This is a genomic window from Methylobacterium sp. W2 (assembly GCF_020662345.1).
GTDB lineage: Bacteria > Pseudomonadota > Alphaproteobacteria > Rhizobiales > Beijerinckiaceae > Methylobacterium.
Window position 1 is genome coordinate 16,056 of record NZ_VMOA01000025.1, and the last position, 23,260, is coordinate 39,315.

17 protein-coding genes are annotated in these 23,260 nt (G+C 66.5%); 3 read left to right on the forward strand and 14 right to left on the reverse strand.

Features of this window, described 5'->3' with window-relative positions; all coding sequences use genetic code 11:
* Nucleotides 1-109 precede the first annotated feature (109 nt).
* The 5 genes from FPV16_RS14880 to FPV16_RS14900 all read right to left on the reverse strand — a co-directional run bounded on the left by FPV16_RS14880 (nt 110) and on the right by FPV16_RS14900 (nt 7,400).
* Nucleotides 110-1,699 carry an FAD-dependent oxidoreductase gene (locus FPV16_RS14880; protein WP_227439174.1) on the reverse strand — a complete coding sequence of 530 codons (1,590 nt, stop codon included), beginning with the start codon at nt 1,697-1,699 and terminating at the stop codon, nt 110-112.
* A gap of 3 nt (nt 1,700-1,702) precedes the next feature.
* Nucleotides 1,703-3,814, reverse strand: a complete 2,112-nt coding sequence (locus tag FPV16_RS14885) for a hypothetical protein (protein ID WP_227439175.1) — start codon at nt 3,812-3,814, stop codon at nt 1,703-1,705.
* 72 nt (nt 3,815-3,886) lie between these two features.
* Nucleotides 3,887-4,291: a hypothetical protein gene (locus tag FPV16_RS14890; RefSeq protein ID WP_227439176.1), complete on the reverse strand. Its 405-nt coding sequence runs from the start codon at nt 4,289-4,291 to the stop codon at nt 3,887-3,889.
* 10 nt (nt 4,292-4,301) lie between these two features.
* Nucleotides 4,302-5,453, reverse strand: a complete 1,152-nt coding sequence (locus FPV16_RS14895; RefSeq protein WP_227439177.1) for a hypothetical protein — start codon at nt 5,451-5,453, stop codon at nt 4,302-4,304.
* A gap of 258 nt (nt 5,454-5,711) precedes the next feature.
* Nucleotides 5,712-7,400, reverse strand: coding sequence for a methyl-accepting chemotaxis protein (locus FPV16_RS14900; protein ID WP_227439178.1), 1,689 nt, complete (start codon nt 7,398-7,400; stop codon nt 5,712-5,714).
* A 370-nt stretch (nt 7,401-7,770) separates the two neighbouring features.
* Here FPV16_RS14900 and FPV16_RS14905 point away from each other — a divergent pair, with 370 nt between their 5' ends.
* The 3 genes from FPV16_RS14905 to FPV16_RS14915 all read left to right on the forward strand — a co-directional run bounded on the left by FPV16_RS14905 (nt 7,771) and on the right by FPV16_RS14915 (nt 9,333).
* On the forward strand, nt 7,771-8,028 hold the full coding sequence (locus FPV16_RS14905) for a hypothetical protein (protein WP_413629306.1): 258 nt from the start codon (nt 7,771-7,773) through the stop codon (nt 8,026-8,028).
* Nucleotides 8,029-8,191: 163 nt separating this feature from the next.
* The gene (locus FPV16_RS14910; RefSeq protein WP_227439180.1) at nt 8,192-8,986 is read left to right on the forward strand and encodes a hypothetical protein; all 795 of its coding nucleotides are present in this window, start codon (nt 8,192-8,194) and stop codon (nt 8,984-8,986) included.
* Nucleotides 8,987-8,988: 2 nt separating this feature from the next.
* Nucleotides 8,989-9,333, forward strand: coding sequence for a hypothetical protein (locus FPV16_RS14915; RefSeq protein WP_227439181.1), 345 nt, complete (start codon nt 8,989-8,991; stop codon nt 9,331-9,333).
* 189 nt (nt 9,334-9,522) lie between these two features.
* Here the strand turns inward: FPV16_RS14915 and FPV16_RS14920 are convergent, their stop codons facing one another.
* The 9 genes from FPV16_RS14920 to FPV16_RS14955 form a co-directional block, all read right to left on the reverse strand.
* Nucleotides 9,523-12,729 (reverse strand): hypothetical protein, encoded by a 3,207-nt coding sequence (locus FPV16_RS14920; RefSeq protein ID WP_227439182.1) that lies wholly within the window; start codon nt 12,727-12,729, stop codon nt 9,523-9,525.
* Nucleotides 12,729-14,990: a hypothetical protein gene (locus tag FPV16_RS14925; RefSeq protein WP_227439183.1), complete on the reverse strand. Its 2,262-nt coding sequence runs from the start codon at nt 14,988-14,990 to the stop codon at nt 12,729-12,731. The genes FPV16_RS14920 and FPV16_RS14925 overlap by 1 nt, the downstream gene beginning before the upstream one ends.
* A 1-nt stretch (nt 14,991) precedes the next feature.
* Nucleotides 14,992-15,669, reverse strand: a complete 678-nt coding sequence (locus FPV16_RS14930; RefSeq protein ID WP_227439184.1) for a hypothetical protein — start codon at nt 15,667-15,669, stop codon at nt 14,992-14,994.
* Nucleotides 15,670-15,678: 9 nt separating this feature from the next.
* On the reverse strand, nt 15,679-15,807 hold the full coding sequence (locus tag FPV16_RS26105) for a hypothetical protein (RefSeq protein WP_264483868.1): 129 nt from the start codon (nt 15,805-15,807) through the stop codon (nt 15,679-15,681).
* Nucleotides 15,804-17,225 (reverse strand): hypothetical protein, encoded by a 1,422-nt coding sequence (locus FPV16_RS14935; protein WP_227439185.1) that lies wholly within the window; start codon nt 17,223-17,225, stop codon nt 15,804-15,806. Before FPV16_RS14935 ends, FPV16_RS26105 begins: the two co-directional genes overlap by 4 nt.
* Nucleotides 17,225-19,906 (reverse strand): hypothetical protein, encoded by a 2,682-nt coding sequence (locus FPV16_RS14940; protein WP_227439186.1) that lies wholly within the window; start codon nt 19,904-19,906, stop codon nt 17,225-17,227. Before FPV16_RS14940 ends, FPV16_RS14935 begins: the two co-directional genes overlap by 1 nt.
* Before the next feature lie 3 nt (nt 19,907-19,909).
* Nucleotides 19,910-20,440, reverse strand: a complete 531-nt coding sequence (locus FPV16_RS14945) for a hypothetical protein (RefSeq protein WP_227439187.1) — start codon at nt 20,438-20,440, stop codon at nt 19,910-19,912.
* A 98-nt stretch (nt 20,441-20,538) separates the two neighbouring features.
* On the reverse strand, nt 20,539-21,783 hold the full coding sequence (locus tag FPV16_RS14950; protein WP_227439188.1) for a P22 phage major capsid protein family protein: 1,245 nt from the start codon (nt 21,781-21,783) through the stop codon (nt 20,539-20,541).
* Between the two features lie 14 nt (nt 21,784-21,797).
* Nucleotides 21,798-22,658, reverse strand: a complete 861-nt coding sequence (locus FPV16_RS14955) for a hypothetical protein (RefSeq protein ID WP_227439189.1) — start codon at nt 22,656-22,658, stop codon at nt 21,798-21,800.
* Nucleotides 22,659-23,260: the final 602 nt, after the last annotated feature.

Genomic DNA, 23,260 nt, shown 5'->3' on the forward strand with positions numbered 1-23,260 from the left:
TGCGCTAGATCCTTGGCGCCGCCGACGTTGAAGACGACGCCTCGGCCAACGACCGAGACCGCAACAGAGCCGCCGGAGACGGCCCCTCCAAATCCAGGAAATGGACCGCTCATACCTTCAACCCCAGGCTATCGGTGAGTGCTTTGATCTTCGCGTAAGGCACCTCGGACACTGGGATGCCGTCGCGGACGGCGACGAAGAGGGCGACGGCCCCGGCCTCGCCGGTCGACATGTACGTCGGCTCCATCCGGAAGGAGCAGTTGACGATCTCGCTCACCGCCGTGCAGTGCAGCTCCAGCATGTTGCGAATGATGCCCGGCGGCGGCTTCAGCGCATCGAAGGGGATCGAGTAGTACGAGCGCCCATCCTGGACGTCGTCGTGCATGTCGCCGTCTTGGGTGTAGCCGCCCCCCGGCAGGGTCGAATGGCACTTGGCGTGGCTGTCGGCGTGATAGCCGCCCTGGCCCATTCGCTCGATGACCTTGCCGCGCGCGCTGCGTCCGATGTTCTCGAACGAGATCTTGCCCGAGCACAGCATGCGGCGATCGGTGCGGATGTAGAGGTGCGAGGGCCAGCCGCGCTGTCCGTAGAACTCGGTGACGTTATGGTTATGCGGCAGGCCCCACAGGGCCATGTTCGCCTTCAGTGCCGGGTTCACCCGGTCGGAGTTCTGAGCCAGCCAGAACCATCCGGCGGTGAAATAGTAGTGCCACGCCCAGTATAGCTGGCGCTCTGCCTTCGTCTTGCAGCGCAGATATTCCATCGGCGAGCCCCACTGGGAGCCGCCGTTGGTGGTCATGTGGTTCGCATCGACCCACTGCCCCGACGTGATATTCTCGATGTTGGTATATTTCGAGCCGCGCTCCCTGATCCAATCCTCGAAGTCGGCCTCGCGGAATGGCTGGCCATCCGGCCGGGTCGGCTTTTGGAACGGCAGTCGCTGGGGATGCTGCGACAGGCACATGCGCCAGTTGAAGGCCATATTGCGCAGGTCGCCCTTGCCCTCGGCGACAATCGTGTAGCCCTGGTTGCCCCGGACAATATTGCCCTTCGCGTCCAGCAAGGCCGCCGGCAGCGTGTTCCGGTTGTTGCTGTAGGCTCCGGCCAGATCCTCGTTGAAGGTCGCCCGGTTCTCGGAGCGACCGTAGGTGTAAGCTACACCAGCGGCTCGGCCGAGCTGTGCCTCGTAAGAAGCTGACGCGAACTGCTTGGCGCGGATCTGGCGGCCGTCGGTGAAGGTGACGACGCTGCCGAGCTTCGTGGTGGGATCGATCGCGATACCAGCGATTTCGATGTCCCAGAACTTTTCCACCCCGGCCAGCATGCGGTCTCGGGCGTAGCGGCCCCATTCCGGCAAGAAGCGGCGCGGGAGGTCCGAATACTGCCGGCCGTAGCCCCGCACCTCGGGCGTCGGAGGAGTGGTGGTGTTGTCCGCCGGCGATCCGACAACCGCACCATCGGCAATGCCGGCCGTTTCGCAATCAATAAAGAACTGCCGGCCGACGCCAGTCAGCGTGTCCGTAGTGGCGCCAACGCCGACATAGTCGGGCAGGCCGAGATGGATGAGCATGCCGCCCGGCGATGCCACTTCGTCGGCGGACGCGACGGTGAGGCCGAACTTGCGCAGCCGGGTGGCACAGGCGAGCCCCGCGCCACCCGTGCCCATGATGAAGACGTCGACGTCTGCAACGATCGCCATGGCTCAGCCCCCCACAGCGGTGCGGAAGGTCGCCAGGAGCGACGTGAGCTTGTCGACCATCGCGTCGGTCGGCACGGCGTCGTAGGTCTGCGCCTGGAACTCGAGCGTGCCGGTGTAGCCGAAGGTCAGGCCGCTCAGTGCATGCAGGCCGCCGATGTAGACCGTCGGGCTGCCGAGGGTCGCGTCATCGGCAACTTCGGCGATGTCCGACTTCAGCGTGCCATCCTTGTAGAAACGGATGCCGGCGTTGTTCGACCGGGTGTAGCCCTGGAGACCGCCGCGTCCGCCTGCAGTCACGAGGAGTGATCCACCGCCGGTGTAGAGCGTGGTGACGGTGCCGGTGCGGTTGGGGGCGACGCGGATGCCGCTGTTGCCCGTCGCGACCTTGGCGCTGCCGGCATCGGCCTGGTCCGCCGCGACGAACAGGCTGTGCTTGTTGACGGAGGTGGTCGTGGGCGTGACAAGCGTGTCGATCGCGTTGTTGCCATTGAACACTGTTCCGGCGAACGAGGTGTCCGGAGGCGTCGAGCTGTTGATGACCACCCGGCCGAAGGTCCGGTCGGGATGGGCCCAATCGATCAGCCCGTCGAAGTTGTTCGGCGCACGCCCGACCCAGATCGAGCCGCCCTTCGCGCACATATCGATCCAGCCGCTTTCGAGCAGCCCGAGGTAGAAGTCGCCGATCCCAGCGCGGCGTGCGTCGGACATGCCGCCGCCGTAGCGTGCCAGGTGCTTCGCGGCGCGGGCCGGCGAGTTCGGATCCTTGTTGATCGAGCGCCAAAAGCGCAGGGTCACGGGGACGGCATCGCCGTTCGTAACGACCGAGACCCGCCCGGAAGGCGGGGGATCGTAGGTATACCCGGCGCCGGGGGCATAGGTGTCGGAGCCGGAACCGAGATGCTCCGCATCCTTGCCGAAAGCGATCGTCGCGTAAGCCGTTTCGGACTGGTTCTTGAACGACAGGCGTCCGATGCCGGCGCCATCAAGCGGCTGGGCGACCGCGTCGACGGGCGCTTTCCCGAATTCGCCGGATGCGTTGAAGTCGAACGGGAAGCGGTCTGCCAAGGCGACCTCCTGAATCCATAGGATGCTGTCGGGATGGGTGAGGTCCGCGAGCTCGCCCGTGGTCAGGTTCTTCAGGACGAGCCCGAACTGATCGCTGATAGGGAGCGTCGTCGTGACGATCGACTTGCCGACCTCGATCGCGGCGGCGGTGGAGCCGGGGGGACCGATGCGGCGAATGGCGAGGGGATTGCCGAGGGCGGCGTAGACGCCGGGGTTCGGAACGGTGCCCGTTGCGGCGTCGTATCCGAACTCGCTGGCGATGCCCGCGTGTCGGCCCGTGTCGCCGACGAGCACTTCGTAGGTGGTCGTTGCGGAGGGGACGAGAGGTGCGATCTCGGCCCAGGTTGCTCGCGTGATGCGGTCCGAGCTCTGGGCGCGTTCGATGTTATCGACGCGGTCCTCGAGGGGATCGACGGCTGCCGCGATGTCGGCAAGCGATGCCTTCTCGGCGATCGACTTCACCAGGTCCGCGCGGGTCTTTGCGAGATCCGAGTTCATCGCCTTTTCGGCCAGCGCGTCCGAGATCGGGCCCGCCGCGACCATCTCCGCTTCGGATTTGTTGGCGACGTGGTCGAGCTCCATGAGGAGGCGCACCTCCTCGCCGGTCAGGTCGGCATTGCCATCGCCGGCATTGCCCTTGATCGTGCCTTCCGGCGCTTCGACGAGATCATCGTTCGCGATGAGGACCGGCGAGTCCGAACGGAACGCGTCAACGATCGGGTCGTAGACCACCCGGTAGAGGCGCCCTTTGATCACCTGGGCGAGGGGCTGGCCCTCGATGTCGAGCCAGGGCTTGGCGACGGCGTCGTCGACCTCGATCCGTGGCGCGCCGGTAAAGTCGTGGTTGGCCTGGGCAAGGAAGCCGAGACCACGCTTCAGGGCCGCATCACCGGGCTCCGTCGATACGGTGAAGAGCGAGCCCGATCCGCCGGTGACGATTGCGTGGTCGTCGATGTCGAACCGAAAGGTCGTGCCGTGGCGCGAGACGTCGATGCCTCGCCCGGACTCGGCGTCGATGGGAAAGACGGGCAGGCCAGATGAGCCGAGCATGCGGGTGCGCTCCGGGCATGGAAAAGCCCGCCGGGTGAGGGCGGGCGGAACGGGGTCAGACGGTCGGTCGGATCAGCGGATCTCGACGGGCTCGGCCATGATCTCGGCCGTCTCCGGACCGATCGTGAGGACAAGGCGGACGTCGTAGAGGCCAGGGCGGACCCGGCTCATGGCCGACGCGGGGAAGAGCGCCTCGACGAGGCCGCGGCTGACGATGACGAGCGAGCGGTCGGCGCTACTGGCGGTTAGGACGGGGGCAGGGCCGTCGCAACGGTCAACCGCCCCGTCCCAGCAGCCGCCGCGATCGAAGGGCGGGCGCGGCGTCACGGTCAGGACCACCAGCGACACGCGGCGGAAATCGATCAGCCCATTGTCGGACAGGTCGAGGCGACCGTCGGCATAGGCGGAGCGAAACACACGGCGAAACCGCCATTGCCCGCCGCGCGAGACCGTGCCGAGGCTGTTCAGGAAGGCCATCGGCTCGCCCTCACAGCTTCATGTAGAAGGTGCCGAGACGCATCGTCGGCAAATTCGAGAACGGCCGGCCGCCGTCCGGGTTGACGATCGTGACGCCGAGGGTGACGGGCGGGAGATTGGACGAGACATCGGCCTCCCCTGACCACATCGAATCCAACGGCGAGGCCGTACCCCCGTCTCCGTTCGCGATCCGATGCAGTGTGTCGTGCGTTTTATACGTCCGAGGCGGGTCGTCATAAGTGGTCGTCCCGCCCGGCATGGCGACGGGCAGGTTCCTATTATTGAGGTAGGAGAGCGAGTCGCCGCCGATCTCTCCGGGGCGTTCTGCGTTCATAACGGCGAAGCGGGCAGTGACGCTGCCTCCCGAGGCCGCCGCCGCCGAGAGAGTGACGGTATTCCCGATGATGTCGGTGACGAAGGTCCCGCCGGAGACCCCCGGAGCGTAGACGTACATTCCAGGGGCGACCCTGGAGATGTCGGGGACCGTCGCGGTGGCCGACCCCGTGGTGAGATTAATGGTCCGGACTGTCTGGATGCGGCCTGCCGCCGTTGAGCCCATAGTATCGAGGCCGCCGGCCAACGCCCCCTGCATGCTGGGAATGGCAATGGTCTTACCGAGGGCGAAATCGGCCGCTGCCCCCGAGGTGCCACGCCCTCCGCTGACCGAAACGATGTCATCGGCGAAGTTGTTGTACAGGTACGTGAAGAGGCTCAGCGTATCGGCATTGGCGCGCTCCGATGCCCCCGAGGAGGCGTTCCCGATGCGGTTGCCGTTCATCCGGACCCAGCCCGGTAGGATCGCGCCGTCGGGGCGCCATTTCGTGTCGCCGGTCTGAAAGAATGCGGTGGCATCCGGCTGCGGCGTCGGGTCGACCGGGTCTACGACCGGGGCCGGGACCCCAAGGCCGTCGTCGTACCAGAGCTCAACACCATTCGTGCCGAGGACCTGCTCGGCATAGAGCCCGTCCGGCAGGTAGACGCGAGGGAATCGCCCGTTCGCATCGGCCACGACGGGCTGTTGGTGCGCCTGCGTCAGTCCGGGGTTCGAGTAGGCGACGAGCGGCGTCGTGGTCCCGCCGGCGAAAAAGTTCGCCCTCAGGTCGAGGTACGGCCGGCCGGAGCCGTCGAGCACCTGAGTGCGGGAACGCGGCCAAGCCGGCATGCGGGGCTCCTGACATGCAAACGGCCGCCCTGGTTGAGCGGCCGGCGTCAAAGGTGCTGGAATGAAAAAGCCCCGCGGTAGGGCGGGGCCGTGGTCGGGCGGCGGAGTTCTCGCGCACGTCTCTCGACGGTGGCGGTTTCCGATGAATTGCCCGTCGGGTCAAGTGGTAAAAGATTGGTCTTCGTAGGCTGGGGCTGCGGCCCGCAGTAATCTGGTAAGATCCTGCTGTGGGCCGCAGCCGCTTATCTCATCCCTGCTTCACGCGGCACGTACGGTTGCCAGGAACCGCCCTACCTCGGCGTTGAGGTGCTCCGACTGCCGTGAAAGCTCCGATGCAGAGGATAAAACCTGCGTCGCGGCGGCGCCCGTCTCCTCAGCGGCATTGGCCACCCCAGAGATGTTCGATGTGACTTCCCCTGTACCCACGGCAGCTTGAGACACGTTGCGTACGATTTCCTGGGTCGCCGCGCCTTGCTCCTCCACGCCTGCCGCGATCATCGTCGCAACGGAGCTGATCTCCTGGATACGAGCCGTAATCCGACCAATGGCGGACACTGCATCGCCCGTCGAGCCCTGAATGTTAGCGATCTGAGCGGAGATGTCGCTGGTTGCCTTGGCCGTCTGATTAGCTAGTTCTTTCACCTCGGCAGCAACGACAGCAAACCCTCGTCCTGCCTCGCCGGCCCGGGCAGCTTCGATAGTTGCGTTAAGGGCAAGCAGATTCGTTTGCGAAGCGATGCTTGAAATCATCGTTACGACGTCACCAATCTTGGCAACGGTGGTGCTCAACTCCTGCACGAGAACTGCCGTCTGACCTGCCTCGCTGACAGCCTCCCTTGCAAGCATCGCTGAACTATCAACCTGTCGGCTGATCTCTTGGACGGACGATCCCAGTTCTTCGGCTGCGGCAGCAACGGTGTTGACGTTCGTGGATGCCTCTTCAGCGGCTGCGGCAACTGTGATGGACTGGTTGGCGGTTTCCGTCGCGGTTCCGGCCATGCTCTGCGCCGTTGCCTGCAACTCGGTGGCAGCGGCTGTAACGGTACCGATGATGCCGCTCACCGCCTGCTCAAAACCGTCGGCCATGTCGCGCATGCCCTTTTTGCGCTGCACTTCAGCACCGGCGCGGGCATTAACAGTTTCCTCTTCGAGAGCCTGCATCCGGATGAGGCTGTCTTTGAACACCTGCACCGCATCCGCGATCGTGCCGATCTCAGTCTTTGCGCCCTGATGCGGGATTCCTACGGTGAGATCGCCATTTGCGAGCGATTTCATCGGGCTGACGACGGAGGCGATACCCCGTGAGATGCTCCGTACGATCAGAACTGCCAACACAATAGCAAGGAGTACGGCTAGCAGACCGGCGCCGATGAGCACCATCTTGGTCTGAGCGTATGTCGCCTGACTGTCTGCCTGGGCTTGAGTTGCGCCATCCTGATTGAGCTTAATGATCTTATCGAGGGCTACCGAAGCACTGCGCCGTGGGGGAACCCCTTTTGCCTCGTAAATGGCCAGGGCCTGGGCCTTCTCTCCTTTGCGGGAAAGCGACAAGATCGGTTCTACCGATGCAGTGAACGCGTGCCAATCACGCGTGAAATTTTCAAATAGTGTCCGTTCCTCGGGTGAGCTGATCAGCGCCTCATAAGCCTTGGAAACTTGCTCGATCTTTTCGCCGCGTTCACTGAGATCCTTATCGACTCCCGAAAGTGTCTCCGGATCGTCAGTTAGGATATGCCGCATCAAGCTGGTGACATACCGACCCGTCAGGGCGTCAACCTGGCCTGCTGTCCGGACGCTAGGCATCCAGTTTGTCTGTACGTCGACAAGTAGACCATTGAGCCTGGATGAGCTGTAGAGACCCACCGCGCTTAGCGCGCCTAGAAACATCAAAAGAAACGTGAAAGCCAAAATCAGCTTTGCGCGGATAGATACGTCACGGATGGCCACAGCTCTCTCCACGACAGCGACAGGCCCAAACCGGACCATCGTTTTTGTTCCGCTGTCGGAGGAATTAATGCACTGGAATGCTTAATACACATTTTCGGTGTGCAATGAATTCCACCGAAGCAAGGACGCTCTCAGAAAGCCAGATCCGGCGCCAAGACGCTTTATCAGCGCTGTGCGGTATTGAGATACCCCACGAGTATGCCTGGCGCCTGCTATCGTCCCCGCATGCCCCGCTGGTTTCAGGTCATTCTCAGTCTGCGCTGAAGCCGACCGCAAATGCACAACCTCTTTCTGCAACGCTATCGACGGCGACTCGGCAGCCTGTCTACTCTTCTCCCAGGGCCGAATCAGAGCCCCCGGGGAAATGACCTTGAAGACCTTCAGCACAATCTCGGCTGCCGTCCTGATCGTGGCATCATCCTTCGGACCCGCCCTGGCTCGCGGAGGCAGCGGCGGCGGCCACAGCTACGGCGGAAGCCATTCTGTGTCCGGCTACAGCCGCTCCAACGGGACCTACGTCGCGCCCGCGCACGCGACCAACCCGAACGGCTCCAAGTCCGACAACTGGTCAACGCGCGGGAACACGAACCCCTATACGGGCGCGGCCGGGACTAAGTCGCCGTACTGATCATTGCTCGGAGGGCGCGGCGCATCACATTGCAGCCGCGTCTCAAGGTCCAGCTCTACGGCCCATGCAATTCGATCTGCATGCGTGGGTCCTTTCCCGAAACGCCGCCGAACTGCTATCGTCGGGTATGCCCCGCTGACGTGAAGGGGACGGAGACTGGACGATGCGCTGGGTTCTATACGGCACCCTTGCCTTCGCGCTTGCGACGGGAAGCGCAGCGGCAAAACCGTGGACCGAAATGACCCAGGCAGAAGGACTTGCCGCTCGCGCGCAGGTGCAACCTTTCGTTCTGGCAGCATACGACTGCATTGCAGGCGCAATACCAGGAAGCGCCAAGGCTTCCGAGTTTGCCCGCAGGAAAAAGTGGCTCGAAGCCTCAGCTGCAACTTCAGCGTCTTGCGAGCGGTCGGTGCAACAGATGCTCCGAGCAATCGATGTAACCTTCGAGCCGGGCGAAGGCATTCGGTATCTGCACGGGGCTTTCAGAAGTGAACTGCCGAAAAACTTAGCGCAGCGCGTGAGGCTTCCCGAAAGACCTGTCACTCGTGCTCAGCCGGTCCCTCCGCCGGCAGTTGCGGCAAGCAATCCCGAGGCCGAAGCTTCAAAGAGAAAACTTCTGGACGCAGCCTCTATCAAGCATTCGGCCTGCATCGAGCGGGAGATGATAGGGATTGTCCCATACAGCAGCGAAGGTGCCGAAACCCTAGCAAACGTCATCATGAGCCGATGCGCTCATTATGAAGCAGAGCAAGTTGACGTTGCAGTGGCGGCATACGGCTACAGCAAGAACACAGCACAGGCCGTGATTGCGCCCATCACAGCTGGCACGCGTGGGCGCCTTGTCGAGCGGATCGTGACCGCTCGAGCTGAAGCCGCAAAAGCAGCACACGCTTCACCCGCGGCTGATCCACCAGTCCGCCAGCGACCTGATGTACGACCAGCAGCCGAGAAATTGTAGCCATGCCACGATGGCTCCAAGTCGCCCTGACCCTCGCCGTCTTATCGATCCCGGCGCAGGCGATGGCCGAGCCTACCGCTGAGGCAATCCTTGCGAGCCCGGAAGGCTCAGAGGGCTGGACGTACCTGCGCGGGCTTGGGAACGGGATCGAGTGGACAATGGCGGGAGCGAAGTTCGGCGATGCCGGCCCTCCGTTCTGCGTCCCCGGCGACCTGACCGTCACCACCGGTCAGTACAAGGAGATCCTGCGCAGGCAGGTTGAGCTCGATCCGAAACAGGCGAGCGATTGGGCCGGCTACGTGCTATTCCGTGGCCTGGTTCGCACGTTTCCCTGCAAGAAGAACTGACCCTTGCCCCGCAGCCTCTTCCGCCCGCTCTGGATGATCGCACAAGCTTCCGCGATCGGCGGGCTCATGTGGATGAGCTTTTTCGGAGACGATATCGCAAGGCAGACGCCGAGAGGCCCTGTCGAGATCCTCGTCGCTCTCGCCATCTGGACCCTGCTCGTCGCCTTCGCCACCGCCGTGATCGTGAACCTATGGGATTGGGCGGCCCGGAAGGCGAAGGGACTCCGCCGTCCCGGACTGTCCCCCATGCGTCGCGAGGGTGACGATGCGGTTGAGCAGCGCGATAGTCGAGGCGCCCGGCTTGGCGTTGGCGAGCTGCGCCAGCCGCCGACCACCCTCCGGGGTCGTGAATAGCCGCGACAGCTCCTCGACGTTCTTTCCCGCCTGCCAGTTGTCGAACGCGTTCATGATGCGCGTCGGCAGCTTGAACCCGCCGGTGGCAGCCGCGCCGGCGAGCTCGCGCTTCAGCCCGCCATCCTTCAACTCCTCGCGCAGGGCGGTGTTGAACGTCGTCTTCGAGCCAATGCCCTGACGCTGGCCGGTCGCCTCCATGATGTCGAGAAACCGCGAGAAGCCCGAATTGAGGGTTTCGCCACCGGGGAGCGCCCGGAGCACTGCCGACAGGTTCTCGGCCTCAAGGGCATTGCCCCGGATCACGGCCGCGAACTTCGCGCCGCCGGCCTGGTTCGGGCCGGACTGGAGACGCTTCGTCGCCTTCGTGAACTCGGTGCCGAGATAGATCCGGACGAGCTCGCGAGCTGCTTTCTGATCGCTTCGTACCAGGCCCTGGACCGCTTTCGTGATGTCCTGCGCAGACCCTTCGAGTACCTCGTCGGGGAAGAGGACCTTGATCGCGGCCTTCGCGTCAGGGCGCTCGGCGATCTTGCCCAAGGGAGAGCGCTCGACGGCCTCGCGACCACGATACGCGGCAGCGAGCCGTTGGAGGCGCGAGCGGGCTTCCGGTAACTGCGCGAGGACGTCCTCGTTCTGGCGCATCGCGGCGGACAGACGAGAGGCGGAGGCGCCTCCCTCGCCGCCGGACACCTGATCCAGGATGCGGGTCACCTCCCGGTCCTGGAAAGCGCGCCGTGCCGCCGGGGTGGCATTCGCCAAGAACTCGCGGGCCGCAGTTGCGCCCTGGAGGTTGCTCGGCACCTGCTCGGCGGGCGTGGCCATGCGCTTCGTCAGCGGATCCTGCTGGACCACGCGGCCGAGAGGGGCGTTGCCCGTGAACGGCTCGATCGGCTTCGAGTTCGCAGCGAAGTTCGCGTCGGCCTTCGCCACCTCCGGCACCGCCTTCAGCTGGCCGTCGAGCGTCGAGCGAGCGATCATCAGGTCACGGACCTTCGTCGCGTCGCCGAGCTCCCGGGCCGACGAAATGGCCTGATCCAGGCGCTCGCGAGCGTGGAGCAGCCCCTCGACGCTGAGATCGGTCTCACCGCCGGGGCCGAACATATCCTTGCGGGTTTGGACGAGGGCGCCGCGCACGTCGCCCTTCGCCGTGCGCATCTGCGTGTCGATCGCGTCGAGCGCTGCCTGCGGGTTCACCTGGCCGTACCGCACATCGGGAATCGTCTCGGTGACGGTCGTCGACTTCACATACGGGTCGAGCGGGCCCTTCATGGCGCCGATCGTGCGCTCGTAGGCCTTCAGCGGGTCGGTCTCCTCACCCCGCATCAGCGCGCCGACGACACGCTCGCGGATGTCCGGGTGGATGCCCTTCGGGTCGACCTCTACGCGGGCGAGATCCTCGTCGAAGCGGCTCTCGGCCAGCGACCGGGCGTTCGCATAGTCGTCGGCAGCCTGACCGCCGGCGGCGCGGCCCTTCGGGCGACCGGCACTGTCGAGCGGGTAGGACGGCACACCGCGCTGCTCGTTCTGTAGCTTGCGCAGCAGCTCGGAGGAGATGTCACGCGCCATGCCGCCATCGGCATCGGGACGGAAGTAACCCTCCTCGATCAGCCGCTCGCGCCAGAAATTGTCGAGGCCCTTGCCGTCCGGACGCGCAACCTTGCCGACACCCGGCACCATGAAGCGGTGGAGATCCGTCGCTGCCGCATCGCCATCCAGGCGCAGACCGCCATTCTTGGCGATGAAACGGGCAAGGCTGACCCCGTTCGGATCGTCCGTGATTGCACCAGGTCGCTCGAACGCCTCGGCAGGGCGGGGCGCGCCGGACTCGAACTGTGGGCGTGAAAAGGCCGGCTGCGTGACGATCGGCTCGCCCGGGCGCTCCACCTCGATGGTGCGCTCGATGCCAACGTTTTCCGGGGCGTTACGAGCCGCGGTGTAATCGGTCGCGGCCTGTGTTGATCGGGCTGCCTCTCGCTGATCTGCGACGGACCGCATCTCGCGCTGAATGACCTGCCCGGCCTGATCCTGCGTCACACGAGGACCAGCGCCCTGGGTCGCGCGGATGACGGCCTGCCCCTCCGGCGTGCCGGCGACGGCCGACCTCGCGGCGGATTGAACCGCTTCGCCCACGCGCGCAGGAGAGGCGACGGCCGGCGCTACGGCATCGAGAGCCTCACCGCCGGCGGTCCTGATCTGCCCCGGCCGCTTGGCGAAGAAATCCGCCATGCCACCCTCACCCTCGACGACGCGCATCACGTCACCGAGCCGGTTCGGACCGACGACCTGTTGCACCGCCTCCGGCCATGACAGCGGCACACCGCGAGCAGAGGCATCCGACACCAGGGACTGGATCTGCGTGACCTCGTTGGGCTTCAGCGTGCCGGCAGCGCGGTCGAAGATGCGCTCTGCCGAACTGCGCCGTCCGACGGCGCCAGCGCCGAGGCCTGCAGCGAGCCCAGCGCCCCCACGAACCCACGGCTCCAGCGCAGTGCCCTTCGTTGCCTGTCCCGCCGTCTCGCTGGCAAGCGCAGGCGCGACGGCGAATTTCGCGATCTGCTTGCCGACCTCGGCGCCGCCCTTCGCGATCGCGGAGGGACCGAACGAGCCGGGGAGAAACTCGCCCACGGTCTGGGCGTATTCCTCGGCGGTGGTCTGAGGCTTGTAGACCTCTTTCCCCGCCTTCATCCCTGACAACACGGTTTCCTGAGTCGGGAATCCATCGGCGATCAAGGGTCGCGTGTCGCCGCCGGGCATCTCGCTCGTCGGGGTCCGGCCCGTTGCGCGGACAATGGCCCGCGCCGCGGGAGCCATGAGGTGATCAGCCAGCCCAAGCACGGCATTCGGCAGGCCGCCGAGACCCGCCACACCACGGTCGACACCTGTCTCGAGCGCACGGCCGAGGCCCTTCGCTGCGGTACCGACGCGGGCGAGCGTGCCCTCGGCCGGCTTGGCGTCCGGAAAATCGTCGAATAGCCCTTTCGGCGTGGTCGTGTTGCCGGTGTCCCTCGGCGCGTCCGGGAAATCGTCGAAAAGGCCAGGCATCACTGATCCAGTCGCTTGGGGTCGATACCGCGCGCCTTCAGCCACTCGGCGATGGCACCCTTATCCTTGCCGCTCGAGACCGCCTTCTTGGCCTCGAAGACGGCACGATCGGAGCTATAGCTTTTTGGGAGAGCCTCGCGAGCCTCGCCTTTGGGGAGCGAGCTTGAGTCCGCTTCGGATGGTGCGGCCTTCTGCGCGCCCTGATACTCCTTCAGCCGCTGGTACGGGCTCGGGAGCGTCTTGATCGCTTGGTCCGCTTCGGACTGGCTGATTTCGCCGCGAAGGGCCTTGCCCGCGAGATCGCCGACCTGCGCCTGATAGTCGGCCATCCCGCGGAAGGTGTCAGCAATGACGGCGTTACCCTCGGGGGTCCTCAGAAGCGACGGCAGCGAGTTCTTGAACGACGCCCCTTCACGATCCGAGGTGGCGCCCGAACCCGGGACGCGCATCTGAGGCGTCAGCTTGTCGACGAGTGAACCAAATGCCTCGATCTCGCCGAGCTTGCCGCCCACGAGACCGTCCGCGACAGAATCGAGCCCGGCCGCCTTGGCGTACTGTGCCAGGCCGGCCCGCGCCTCAGTGAATTTCCCGGTGCCGATCTGGGCGCCGAGGTTGGCCAACGTGTCGATGTCCGCCCGGAGCGGCACAGCGCGATCGGCAGCGTCCACCATCTCGCCGTAACGCTTGGCCTGGATCTCGTTCGCTTTCTCGGCGAACTTGCCCGCGCCCTTCGTGTCGATCTTCACCTCGGTCTTCGCGCCGCCGATGGTGAAAGGCTTGCCGTCCGCTCCCATGCCGACGGACGAGTCCTGCGGCACTCTCCAAGCCTGACGCTCATCGTCCGTGAACGGACGCGGCTGCTGGCCGGCGATGATGACCCGCGACTTGCTCGGGTCGCTCGGGTGCAGGGCCACCATGCCGACGCCGGGCATCGACTGGTACGTGAACTTGTCGTCCTTTTCCGGGGCCGAATAGATCGGCTGGCCGGTGGACAGGTCGATGACGCTGTTACCCACGGTCGCGGTCTGGCGCTTCGCCTGTCCGACGGGGACGATCGCCTGCGTCTGCTTGTTCACCCAGGCCGACTGACCGTTGACGTCCTGGAGGCTCCACGGGCTGTCCTTGCCCTGCAAGATCGACTGATAGACCGACGTCGCCATGGCGCGGGTGTTGGGGTTGCGCCACGCCTGTTTCAGGATCTCGGCCTGCTCGGGCGAGATGCGGGACGTGCCGCCGCCCATGCCTGCGAAGCCCTGCGCCACCGGGGCGGCAGCGGGTGCGGGCGTGGCGGCCGGCGCGGGCTGACCGGGGATCTGGAACTGTGCGGGCTGCGCGCCAGCGACCGGCATATCGGCTTCCGGGGAGGCCTGCGCGGACGCCACAGCGGTCGGCGCCGTAGGAAGCGCGTTCGGGTCGAAACCTCCCTGCGCCTGCGATCCGAGGAACGTCGGCACGCGGGCGCCGGTCGGCCGAGCGGGGGATACCGGCATCGTCGCCGGAGCGCCGGCCGACATCATGCTCGGGACGCCAGCGACCGCGCCGCCGGCGGGCAGGGTCGGGGTCGCCACCGGCTCGCGGTTCACGAAGCGACCGGTGCGCTCGGCATAGACTTCGCCGGCAGTCTTGGGCGAGCCATCGCGGTTAAAGAAGATCGTCCGGTTCGCGCGCGCCGCACCGGGGGTGACGAACGCCGTCGCCGGGGCGTCGGGGTTGTTGATCGCGCCGGGAATGAACTTCTGCGCGCCGCCCGCGCCGAGGAAGTGAGCGACGTACAGGTTCCCCGGGTCGATCGGGATGCCGGCTTTGGACAGCACGTTGGCGTTGTCGCTGGTGAAGGCGGCCATCGCTTTTTCCTGCTGGGCCGGATCGCTCCACCCGCCCGGCTGCAGGCCGAGTTCGGGGTGCGCCCTCGCCACGCTCTGCCACGTCGAGTTGGTGAACTGGTACCGGCCCTTCGCGGTGCTGTTCGGATTGGCAGCGAGATCATTGCCGCCAGATTCCTTCGCTCGCGTGGTCGCAAGGTAATCGCCCATCGCGCCGCCGGCGCCGGCGAAGGTCGGTACCTTCGGGCCGGCATCCTGGCCGAGCGTGCCCATGGTGATCGCCGGGGCGGCCGAGGCCGCGCTCTGCATGCCGATCATCTTGCCGAACAGATCGCCGGCGTCGCGGTCCTGCTTGGCCTTCAACCCGGCCTCGTAGGACTTGTCGAACGTGTCGCCGATGCCGGAGATCATGCCGTAGATGTTGAGGCCGCCGCTCATGTCAGGCTCCAGCGCCGAAGATCGAGAAGGCCTTGCCGGCGAGGTTCGAGATCAAGTTCGCGCCACCCATGAGCGCCTGGAAGCGGTTGCCCGCCGCCTGCTGACCGGCGAGCAGCCCGGCGGACTGCGCCTGGCCGATACCCTGCGCGGTCTGGGTCGCGATGCCGGCCTTGGCCTGGCCGACGCCGAGGGCGGCGCTGCCGAGTTGGCCGAACGTACCGGCCTCGCCCGTGGTCGCGCCGTAGCGCTTCGTGTCGAGGCCGCTGAGATTGGACAGCCAGTTGTTCCAGTCCTGCGAGGCGAGGCCCTGCGAGAACTTCATCGCGTCGGTATCGGCATTGCCCGATGCGAGGGTCCCGGAGGCGGCGCGCGTGCGCTGGAGCGCCTGCATGCCCTGGTCGAGGTTGAAGCTGTAGCCGGGGCTTGAGGTGAAGGCGGACTGCGCGGCGCCCGCGCCTTCCTTGCCGTTCACGCCCAACGCGTCCTGGTAGAGCTTGGAGCCGGCGCCGTAGCTGTCAGCGAGGCCACCGAAGATGTTTCCGGCCTGGCCGTAGGCGTTCGAGGCCTGACCGTAAGCGGTATCGAGCGCGTCGTTCGCCTGACCCTGGCCCTTCACGAGGGCGGCTTCCTGCGCGATCGCGGCGAGGCGTCCGGCGCGGCCTGAGAAGATCGATGCCATGACGGACTCCTATCGCGCTTCGAGCGCGGCGATGCGGGCTTCGAGCTCGGCGGCGTAAGCAAGGAGGCCAGCGAGGAAGCGGAACCACTCGGGTGCCAGCGCGAGCGTCGAGGCGTTCGGAAGGGTGGGCTTGCTCATTCGGTGCGGGTCTCCACCGCCATCGCGCCGCCGAGCAGCGCGACATAGACCGGGTCCGATACGTCGATGCGCCAGGTGCGGCCCTGGATGCCGGTGAGCCCCGTGCGCAGCAGGTTCACGCGGGCTCGGGTCTCACCCTGCCGGCCGAGCGAGCGCACGAGCGGGCTGGACCAGACCGCCCCGCCGTCATCCGACCACGACACCAGGACCTCCGGCGTCTCCACGGTGTCACCGCCGCCGGCGCGACCGCGTCCAACCACGAAATCGAAGTCGGCGCGGGGCACGGCGACACGCTGGGGGAAGGACGCTCCGGGCAGGGATTCGACCCGGAAGCGCAGCGGCGCGCCGTCTTCCTGGAACACGTCCTCTCGTACCTCGAGCAGGCCGGGCCCGAGGCGATCGCCAAGGAGCCAGCGCCCGAAGGCCTTCACCGACTGCGTCGCCCGCCAGCGGCTCTCCGCGTAGCTGGCCCGTTCGTGCCACTGCTCGGTGGTCAGGTCGTAGACCCACGTCCGGCCGGGCATGGAGATCGCCCAGAATGCGTGCCCGGCGACGAGATGGACCGAGGCCTCGATCGCGGTGGCATCGATCTTCGCCGCGGCGGCGAGATCGCGCTCGACGTCGTGGTTCGAGATCCGCTTCGGGGCGTACCCGGAGAGCTGATAGACGACGCCGTCATCACCGGCCCAGATCAGTTCGTTCGACCAGCCTTCCTCGTGCCCGGCGACCGCCCACGGCCCGATGAGGCCGCGCGGGATGCCGGTGACACGAGAGAGCGGGAAGCCGTTCTGATTGGCCGGACCGCCGTAGACGCCGATCTCCTGAGGACCGAACAGGAATAGCTCGGACCGGAACGCGATCGCGCGCATCAGGCCGCCCGGGCGGGCCTGTTCGGTCGTGTAATCGAGGGTGTTGAACGTCGTGTCGTTCAGGCCTGATGCGTAGCAGCGGCCATCGCCGCCGGTGAAGAAGAACCAGCCGAGCAGGAACTCGACGGAGTTCGGCGCCGGGAACGAGCCGGGAATCGCGAGCGGCGTCGGGATGCCGTTCGAGGTCAGGGTGTAGGTCCCATACTCCGTCACGCACACGGTCTGCGGGACCGGCGCCCGGTTGTTGCGGGCGATGGTGATCCGCCGCGTGCCCGGCAGGTCGCCGAGCGGCATGACCGATCCATCGGCGCGGATCTGGACCAGCTTGTCCCGGTAGGCAGCGAGGAGCGTGTCGCCGAGGGTCCGCATGCCGCGGGGACCGCGCAGGCCGGTATCGGCGAAGCGAGCGAGGCCCGGCACGCGGCGGATCGAGACCGGGCCGCGGCTGCCGTCACCGAGCTGCTCGACGAAGGCGTTGATGAGTCGGCCCGAACCCTCCTCGGCGGAGAGGCCGGGACGGGACGAGGTCGGGAACGCGATCGCGGCCATCAGACGGCGTACCCGCAGCGACGGCCCCAGAATGCTTCGGTGCGCAGCGCAGGACGGACGTCATAGACGAACGAGGCGTACCGGAGCCGCTGCTCGGCCGCCGGCACCATGGCCGCCAGCATCGCCACGCGCGCCGGCGCCATCTCAGAGAAGGACAGGGCGCAATCGGCAGCGAGGCATTGCGCGAAGGCGCTCTGCAGCTCGGGGGCGAGCAGCGAGATGTCCGGCACGCCGCAGATATCGCGGCTGTAGAGCTCGAGCAGCTTCGGCTGGACGCGGGCGGTGATGACGGCCCGATCCTTGTCGGTCGCGGTCTGCCCGGCCGCCACGATGCCGAGCATCTCCAACACGACCTGGACCGGATCGAACACGGATGAGGTCGCGGTGCCGACGTCGAGCTGACGAGCCAGCGCCTTGAGGGCGGCCTCGGCGCGCTTGGCCTCGCCGGCGAGCAGGGTGCGGGTCTCGACGCCGATCCCGAAGGCCTGCGAACAGGCCGACGTCAGGATGGTCGCGAGATGGATCAGGACGGCGTCGTCGGCCGTCGCGATCGAGGCAATGTTGACGATCTCACGCAAGCGAAGGTCCGCCAGGGTCGGAGCGATACGCGCCGACACGACCGCCCGATCCTTGGCCGAGCCGGTATAGCCGGCAACGACCACGCCCAGGCTTTCCAACACGGCCTGGACAACGTCGAAGGTGCCCGAGGTCGCGATACCGCCGTCGAACTGGCGCGACATGGTGCGGAGCGAGACCTCGGCGCGGCCGGCGGGCTCGCGGAACGGGTCGGCTGGCACGCCGAACGGCACGGCGCAGGCGAGCGCCAGGATCGCGGCCACGTGCAGCTGCGTCGCCGCGTCCGCCGACGCGATGGAGGGAATCGCAATGATCTCGCGCTGTTTCAGGTCGGCGAGGACAGGTGCGATGCGAGCCGAGACCACGGCGCGGTCATTCGTCGAGGCCGTCTGTCCGGCCTCGACGACCTGGAGCGTCTCCAGCACCGATTGCACGATGTCGAAGGTGCCGGACACGGCCGAGCCGGTATCGATCTGACGGGCGATCCGGCGAAGGGCAGTCTCGGCGTCCTGACGCTCGCCCTTCAGAGCCTGGACGACGGCATCGGGGGCGTCGAGCAGGGCGGCGCACTTGCCGGCCAGCAGGGTCGAAAGCGGGAGGAGGGTGCCCTCGTCCGCCACGTCGATCGAGGCGAGCGTGATGATCTCGCGGCGGCGCAGCTCGGCGAGCAGCACCGGGATCCGCGCCTCGACGACGGTGCGGTCCTGGTCGCTGCCGGTCTGGCCGCCGGTGACGACGCCGCACTGCTCAAGCACGTTCTGGACGAGGTCGAACTCGCCGGACGTCGCCGTGCCCGTGTCGAGCTGACGCGCCATGAGACGCAGGCTGGCTTCCGCGTCGGCGACCTCCGCCTTCAACCCCTGCAGCATGGCGTCGGGGATGCCGAACAGGCGGGCGCAACGGGCGGCGAGGAGTGCTGCGAGATGCAGCTTCGTCGAATCGTCCACCGTCGCGATCGACGGCAGGTCGATCAATTCCCGGTTGCGCAGATCCGCGAGGAGCACCGCGACACGGGCGGTGATGACGGAGCGGTCTTTCGCCGTGGCCGTCTGGCCGGCAGCGACCACGCCCAGCATTTCGAGGACGGTCTGCGCCAAGTCGAAGGTGCCGCTCGTGCCGGTGCTGGAATCGAGCTGGCGGGTCTGCCGCTGCAGTGCCGCCTCGGCGAGGAGCGCCTCCTCCTTCAGAGCCCTGCGCACGTCCGCCGGCAGGCCCCAGGCCATGGCGCAGGCCGAGGTCAGGATGACCGAGAGCTGCAGCAGGGTCGAAGCGTCGGCATCAGCGGCCGAGGCAATCGAGATCACCTCGCGGTTGCGCAGGTCGGCCAGCACGGCACCGACGCGGCCGGTGATGATGCTGCGATCCTTGTCCGAGGCGGTACGACCGACCGCGACGGCGCCGAGGTTCTCCAACGTGACCTGGACGAGGTCGAATGTCCCGTTGGTGGCGACGCCCGTGTCGAACTGCCGGGCCATCACGTTGAGCAGCCGCTCGGCGCCCTCGGCAACCGACGTGAACTGGTCCCGCGCAGCGCCGGTGATACCGAAGGCCGGGGCGCACACCGCTGTGAGGATGTTGGCGAGATGCCGCTTCTGAGCCACCTCGGCGTCGTCGACGTTGGTAAGCGTGGTGATCTCACGCGCGCGCAGATCTGCGAGCATGGACGCGATACGGGCGGAGACGACGCCGCGGTCCTGTGCGGATGGGTCCTGCCCAACCGTCACCACCCCGAGCGTTTCGAGGACGGTGCGGACGATATCGAACCCGTCAGCCGCTGCCGTGGTCGAGAACTGCCGCGCCATGCCCTTGAGCATCGCCTCGGCCTCGGCTGCGACCTGCGCGAGCTCGGTGCGCTTCGCCCCCGAGATCCCGAACGGCGTCGCACAGGCGAAGGTCAGGATATCCGCCACGTACAGGAACACGGCGTCGTCGAGGGAATCGGCGTTCAAGCCGACGAATACCTCGCGACGGCCGAGCTCGGACAGCTTGGGGTCGACGCGGGCGTTGACCGTCTGGCGGTCCTCCGCCGCAGCCGACTGGCCAGCCGCCAGCACGCCCAGGTTCTGGAGAACGAGCTCGATCAGATCCTGACGCGTGCGGGGCATGGCTTAGCGAGCCCCCTTCTTGGCGGCGGGCGGTGCGGTGGCGGCGTCGAGGTCGGCGCGGGCCTGCGTCAGGTTGGCGGTGACGGCATCGAGCTTGGCGAGGGCCTCGTCGCGCTCGGAGACAGCGAACCCGCCGTCTTCCTGTGCCTTGGTGAGAAGCCCCTTCAGTGAGACGATCTCGCCGGCGGCGGCTTCGAGACCGGCCTCGGCGTCCTCAATCTCACCGATCAGACGCTCGTTCTCTGCCATCCCGGTCGAGATGAGGGCCTGCAGGCGCTCGTTCTCGGCGACGGCGTTGGCCAGCTCGTCGAGGACACCAGAAGCCGGATCGGCGACGGCGGCAGCGAGCGCCGGCGGGACGTAGACGCGGCCCTCGGAGCGGGCGGTCAGCGCCTCGGCGGTCGCGAAGGCAGGATCGACGATGCAGGTCGGAGAGGCTTCCCAGCCCTCCGGCAGTCCCTCGCCCGGAGCGAGGTCGAAAATCTCGGCGGACCCGTCGGACTTGTAGCCCCAGGTCGGAATGGTCTGGTCCATCGTAGGCCCTTCGTCAGGAGCGGAAAGGGACGCGCGGCCCCAGAACGACGAAGGGCGCCACGAGGGCGCCCTTTCGTCTTAGCGGAGGTGAAACCCGATCAGCCGTTGATGCGGGTCGCGAGGCGGGGGTCGACGGCCTTCACGCCGTAGAGGATGTCCAGACGCCAGTTCGAGACGTCGTTGGTGCCGTCGTAGTACGGGATCAGGCGGACGGAGAGACCCTTGTAGGACTCGCGCTCGCAGGACACCGCACCGTCGGGCTTCACCAGCGGCACGCAGGTCAGAGCGAAGGCGCTCTTATGGGCCATGATGTTCTGGACGTACGGGGTGTTGGCCGCACCGACCCAGGAGACCACAGCACCGTTGGCCGGAACCGCAGAGACGGTGGCGAAGGCGCCAGTGGCGATGATCGCGGGTGCAATGTTGACGGCAGCGGCGCCCGAACCGTCGGCGACGGCCGCGTTCAGCACAGTGAACTGGCGCAGGTAGGGGAGAACCTGCTTGGTCACGTGGTTGACCGCGAACACGCCGGCGATGGTGAACACGTCACCCTTGGCCAGGGTGCCGGCAGCGCCGAGGCCGGCCATGTTCAGGATCTGGCCCCCGAAGTCCTTCACCGCCACGCCGTTGGCCAGGACCTGCGTGTAGGTCACGCCCTGGTTCGCGCCGGCGACGGTGCCGTTGGAGCGGGTGCCGGTCACGTGCACGGGCACGTTCTGGCTCATGTACGTGTCGACCTGCGCGATGCGACCGACGGCGCCGTCGCGGTAGGCGTCCGCGACGAGCTTGTCGTTGTAGAAGGTCGACTGCGCAGCGGCGAGGCCGGACTCGTCGTCGGGCGACAGCATGCAGAAGCGGCTATCCTTCGGGACCGAACCGTTGTTCAGACGGGTCGTGCCGCGCAGGAAGCCGGCATAGCTGCCCATGGTGGTGCCGGGGGTGCCGACCCAGCTCGGGACGGACGAGTAGAGGCTCATCACGTCCTGATCGACCTGGTTCGCCAGGGTGATCATCGCGGGCTTGATGACGCGCTCGGACAGCTCGCCGATCGACAGGGTGCGATCGGTCGAGGTGATCTTGAGATCGATGCCCTTCTTCTTGTCGACGGTGACGGAGGTCGTGCCCTCGGTGATGTCCTGCGGAGCGGCCACGTCGCCGTCGCGCACGACGAACTGCGGGGGCTTCTTGATGGTGACGGACGAGCCCTTCTCGTAGCCGTTCACGGTCGAGCCGAACTCGTTCTCGTAGCCGCGGAACACCTTCGAGGCGGCGACGAGTTCGTTGTCGAGGATCTTGACCGCAGCCTTGGCGATCACATTGGCGGTGAGAAACTGGTTTGCCATGACGATTCAGGTCCTTATCGAGCGGACCCGCGGGTGCCGTACGTCTTGGCGAGCCACGCATCGATCTCCGCATCGGGAGACGAGGGCGCAGCTCCACCGGTGACCGGCTTCGCGGGGGCGGGGGCGGAGGGGGTTCGGTTGGGTTTTGCCAGGGTCAGGCGATGTTCGAGCGCGCCCACGGCCTTGGCGGCCTGGATCGGGCTCATCCCGTTGAGCTTCGCCAGCTCGGCGGGGTTCTTGGCGAGGTAATAGGCGAGGAGGCCGCCTTTCTCGCTGTCGACGACGAGTTCGGAGACGTGGGGCTTCACCTCATGCTCTGCGGCCGCCTTCAGGACCTTGTCGGCGTCGGGAATCGCTTCCCGAACGTCGTCGAGCTTGTCGTTGAAGGCGTCCATCGCCTCGCGCTTGGCCTGCGCGGTCCGGGTCGAGGCCTGCGCCTCGCGATCGGCAATCCGCTGCTCGGCCAGAGCCTGACGCACGTCGTACTGACGCTGCGCCCGCTCATAGGCGAGGTAATCGTCGAAATCGGTTTCCTTCGGAGCAGCACCGATCTCGGCTTCGATGGCCTTGGCACGGTCGCCGCTGTCGCCCACGGGCGCACTGCGGGTTGCGAGCTCGGCTTCGAGGCGCGCGATCTTCTCCTGCATCCGGTGAATGCCGGACCGTTTCTTGGGCTTGTCCTCGCCGCCCTCTTCCTCGCCCTCGGGCTTCGGAGCGGGAGCGGCAGGTTCGGCCGGGTCTTTCCCTGGCGTCGCGGCAGGAGCGTCACCCTCGGCCGGCTGGCCGGGAATGGAAGCGTCCACCGCTTCCGAGGTCTCTGCGCCTGCAGCCTGCGCTTCCGCTGGCCCGCCAAGCACGATCAGGTCCTCGTCCATGTGTGTCGTCCATAGAAAAACCCGCCACGCGCGAGCGGGACGGGTTGGGGCATCATCGCGGCCTGCGCGGATCGCTGGCCTGCGTGAAGGGGAACGGACGCGCGTCTTCGGCCGCGGGAGGCGGCGGCGCGTCGGTCAAAAGATGGAAAGGGGTGCGGACGGAGCCTGTTGCGGCTCGCGCGTCTCGCGACGGATAGCTAATGCGCGGAGTTTGCCCGTCGGGTCAAGCTGGAAGTGCCGTTGTTACAAATCCGATAGCCGGCCTCGTGCGCTTCTTACCCCCAGCCGACCCTCGGAAGGTCGGCTTCCAGGCTATTGAGGCCAAGGCCGACGACCGGGATGGGTCGCAAACGGACGCTCACTTTTTGCTCCGAAGCGAACGCTCCGCCTTCGATCCAGCCTGGTTGTCGAGGCCGCAGCAAGCCCTTCCTGGAAGCGGCCATTAGTCGTTCGTCCGACAGCTTCGGCTGATGGTGAGGAGTTCAAGTTCACCACCGGTCTACAAGCAGACTTTCCGCTGCCCGCCCATTCTCGATTTAAAGGCGGCTCTCTTGTTAAATCTAAATAGTCCCGTCTACACCCTAATAGTCAACATGCCATCC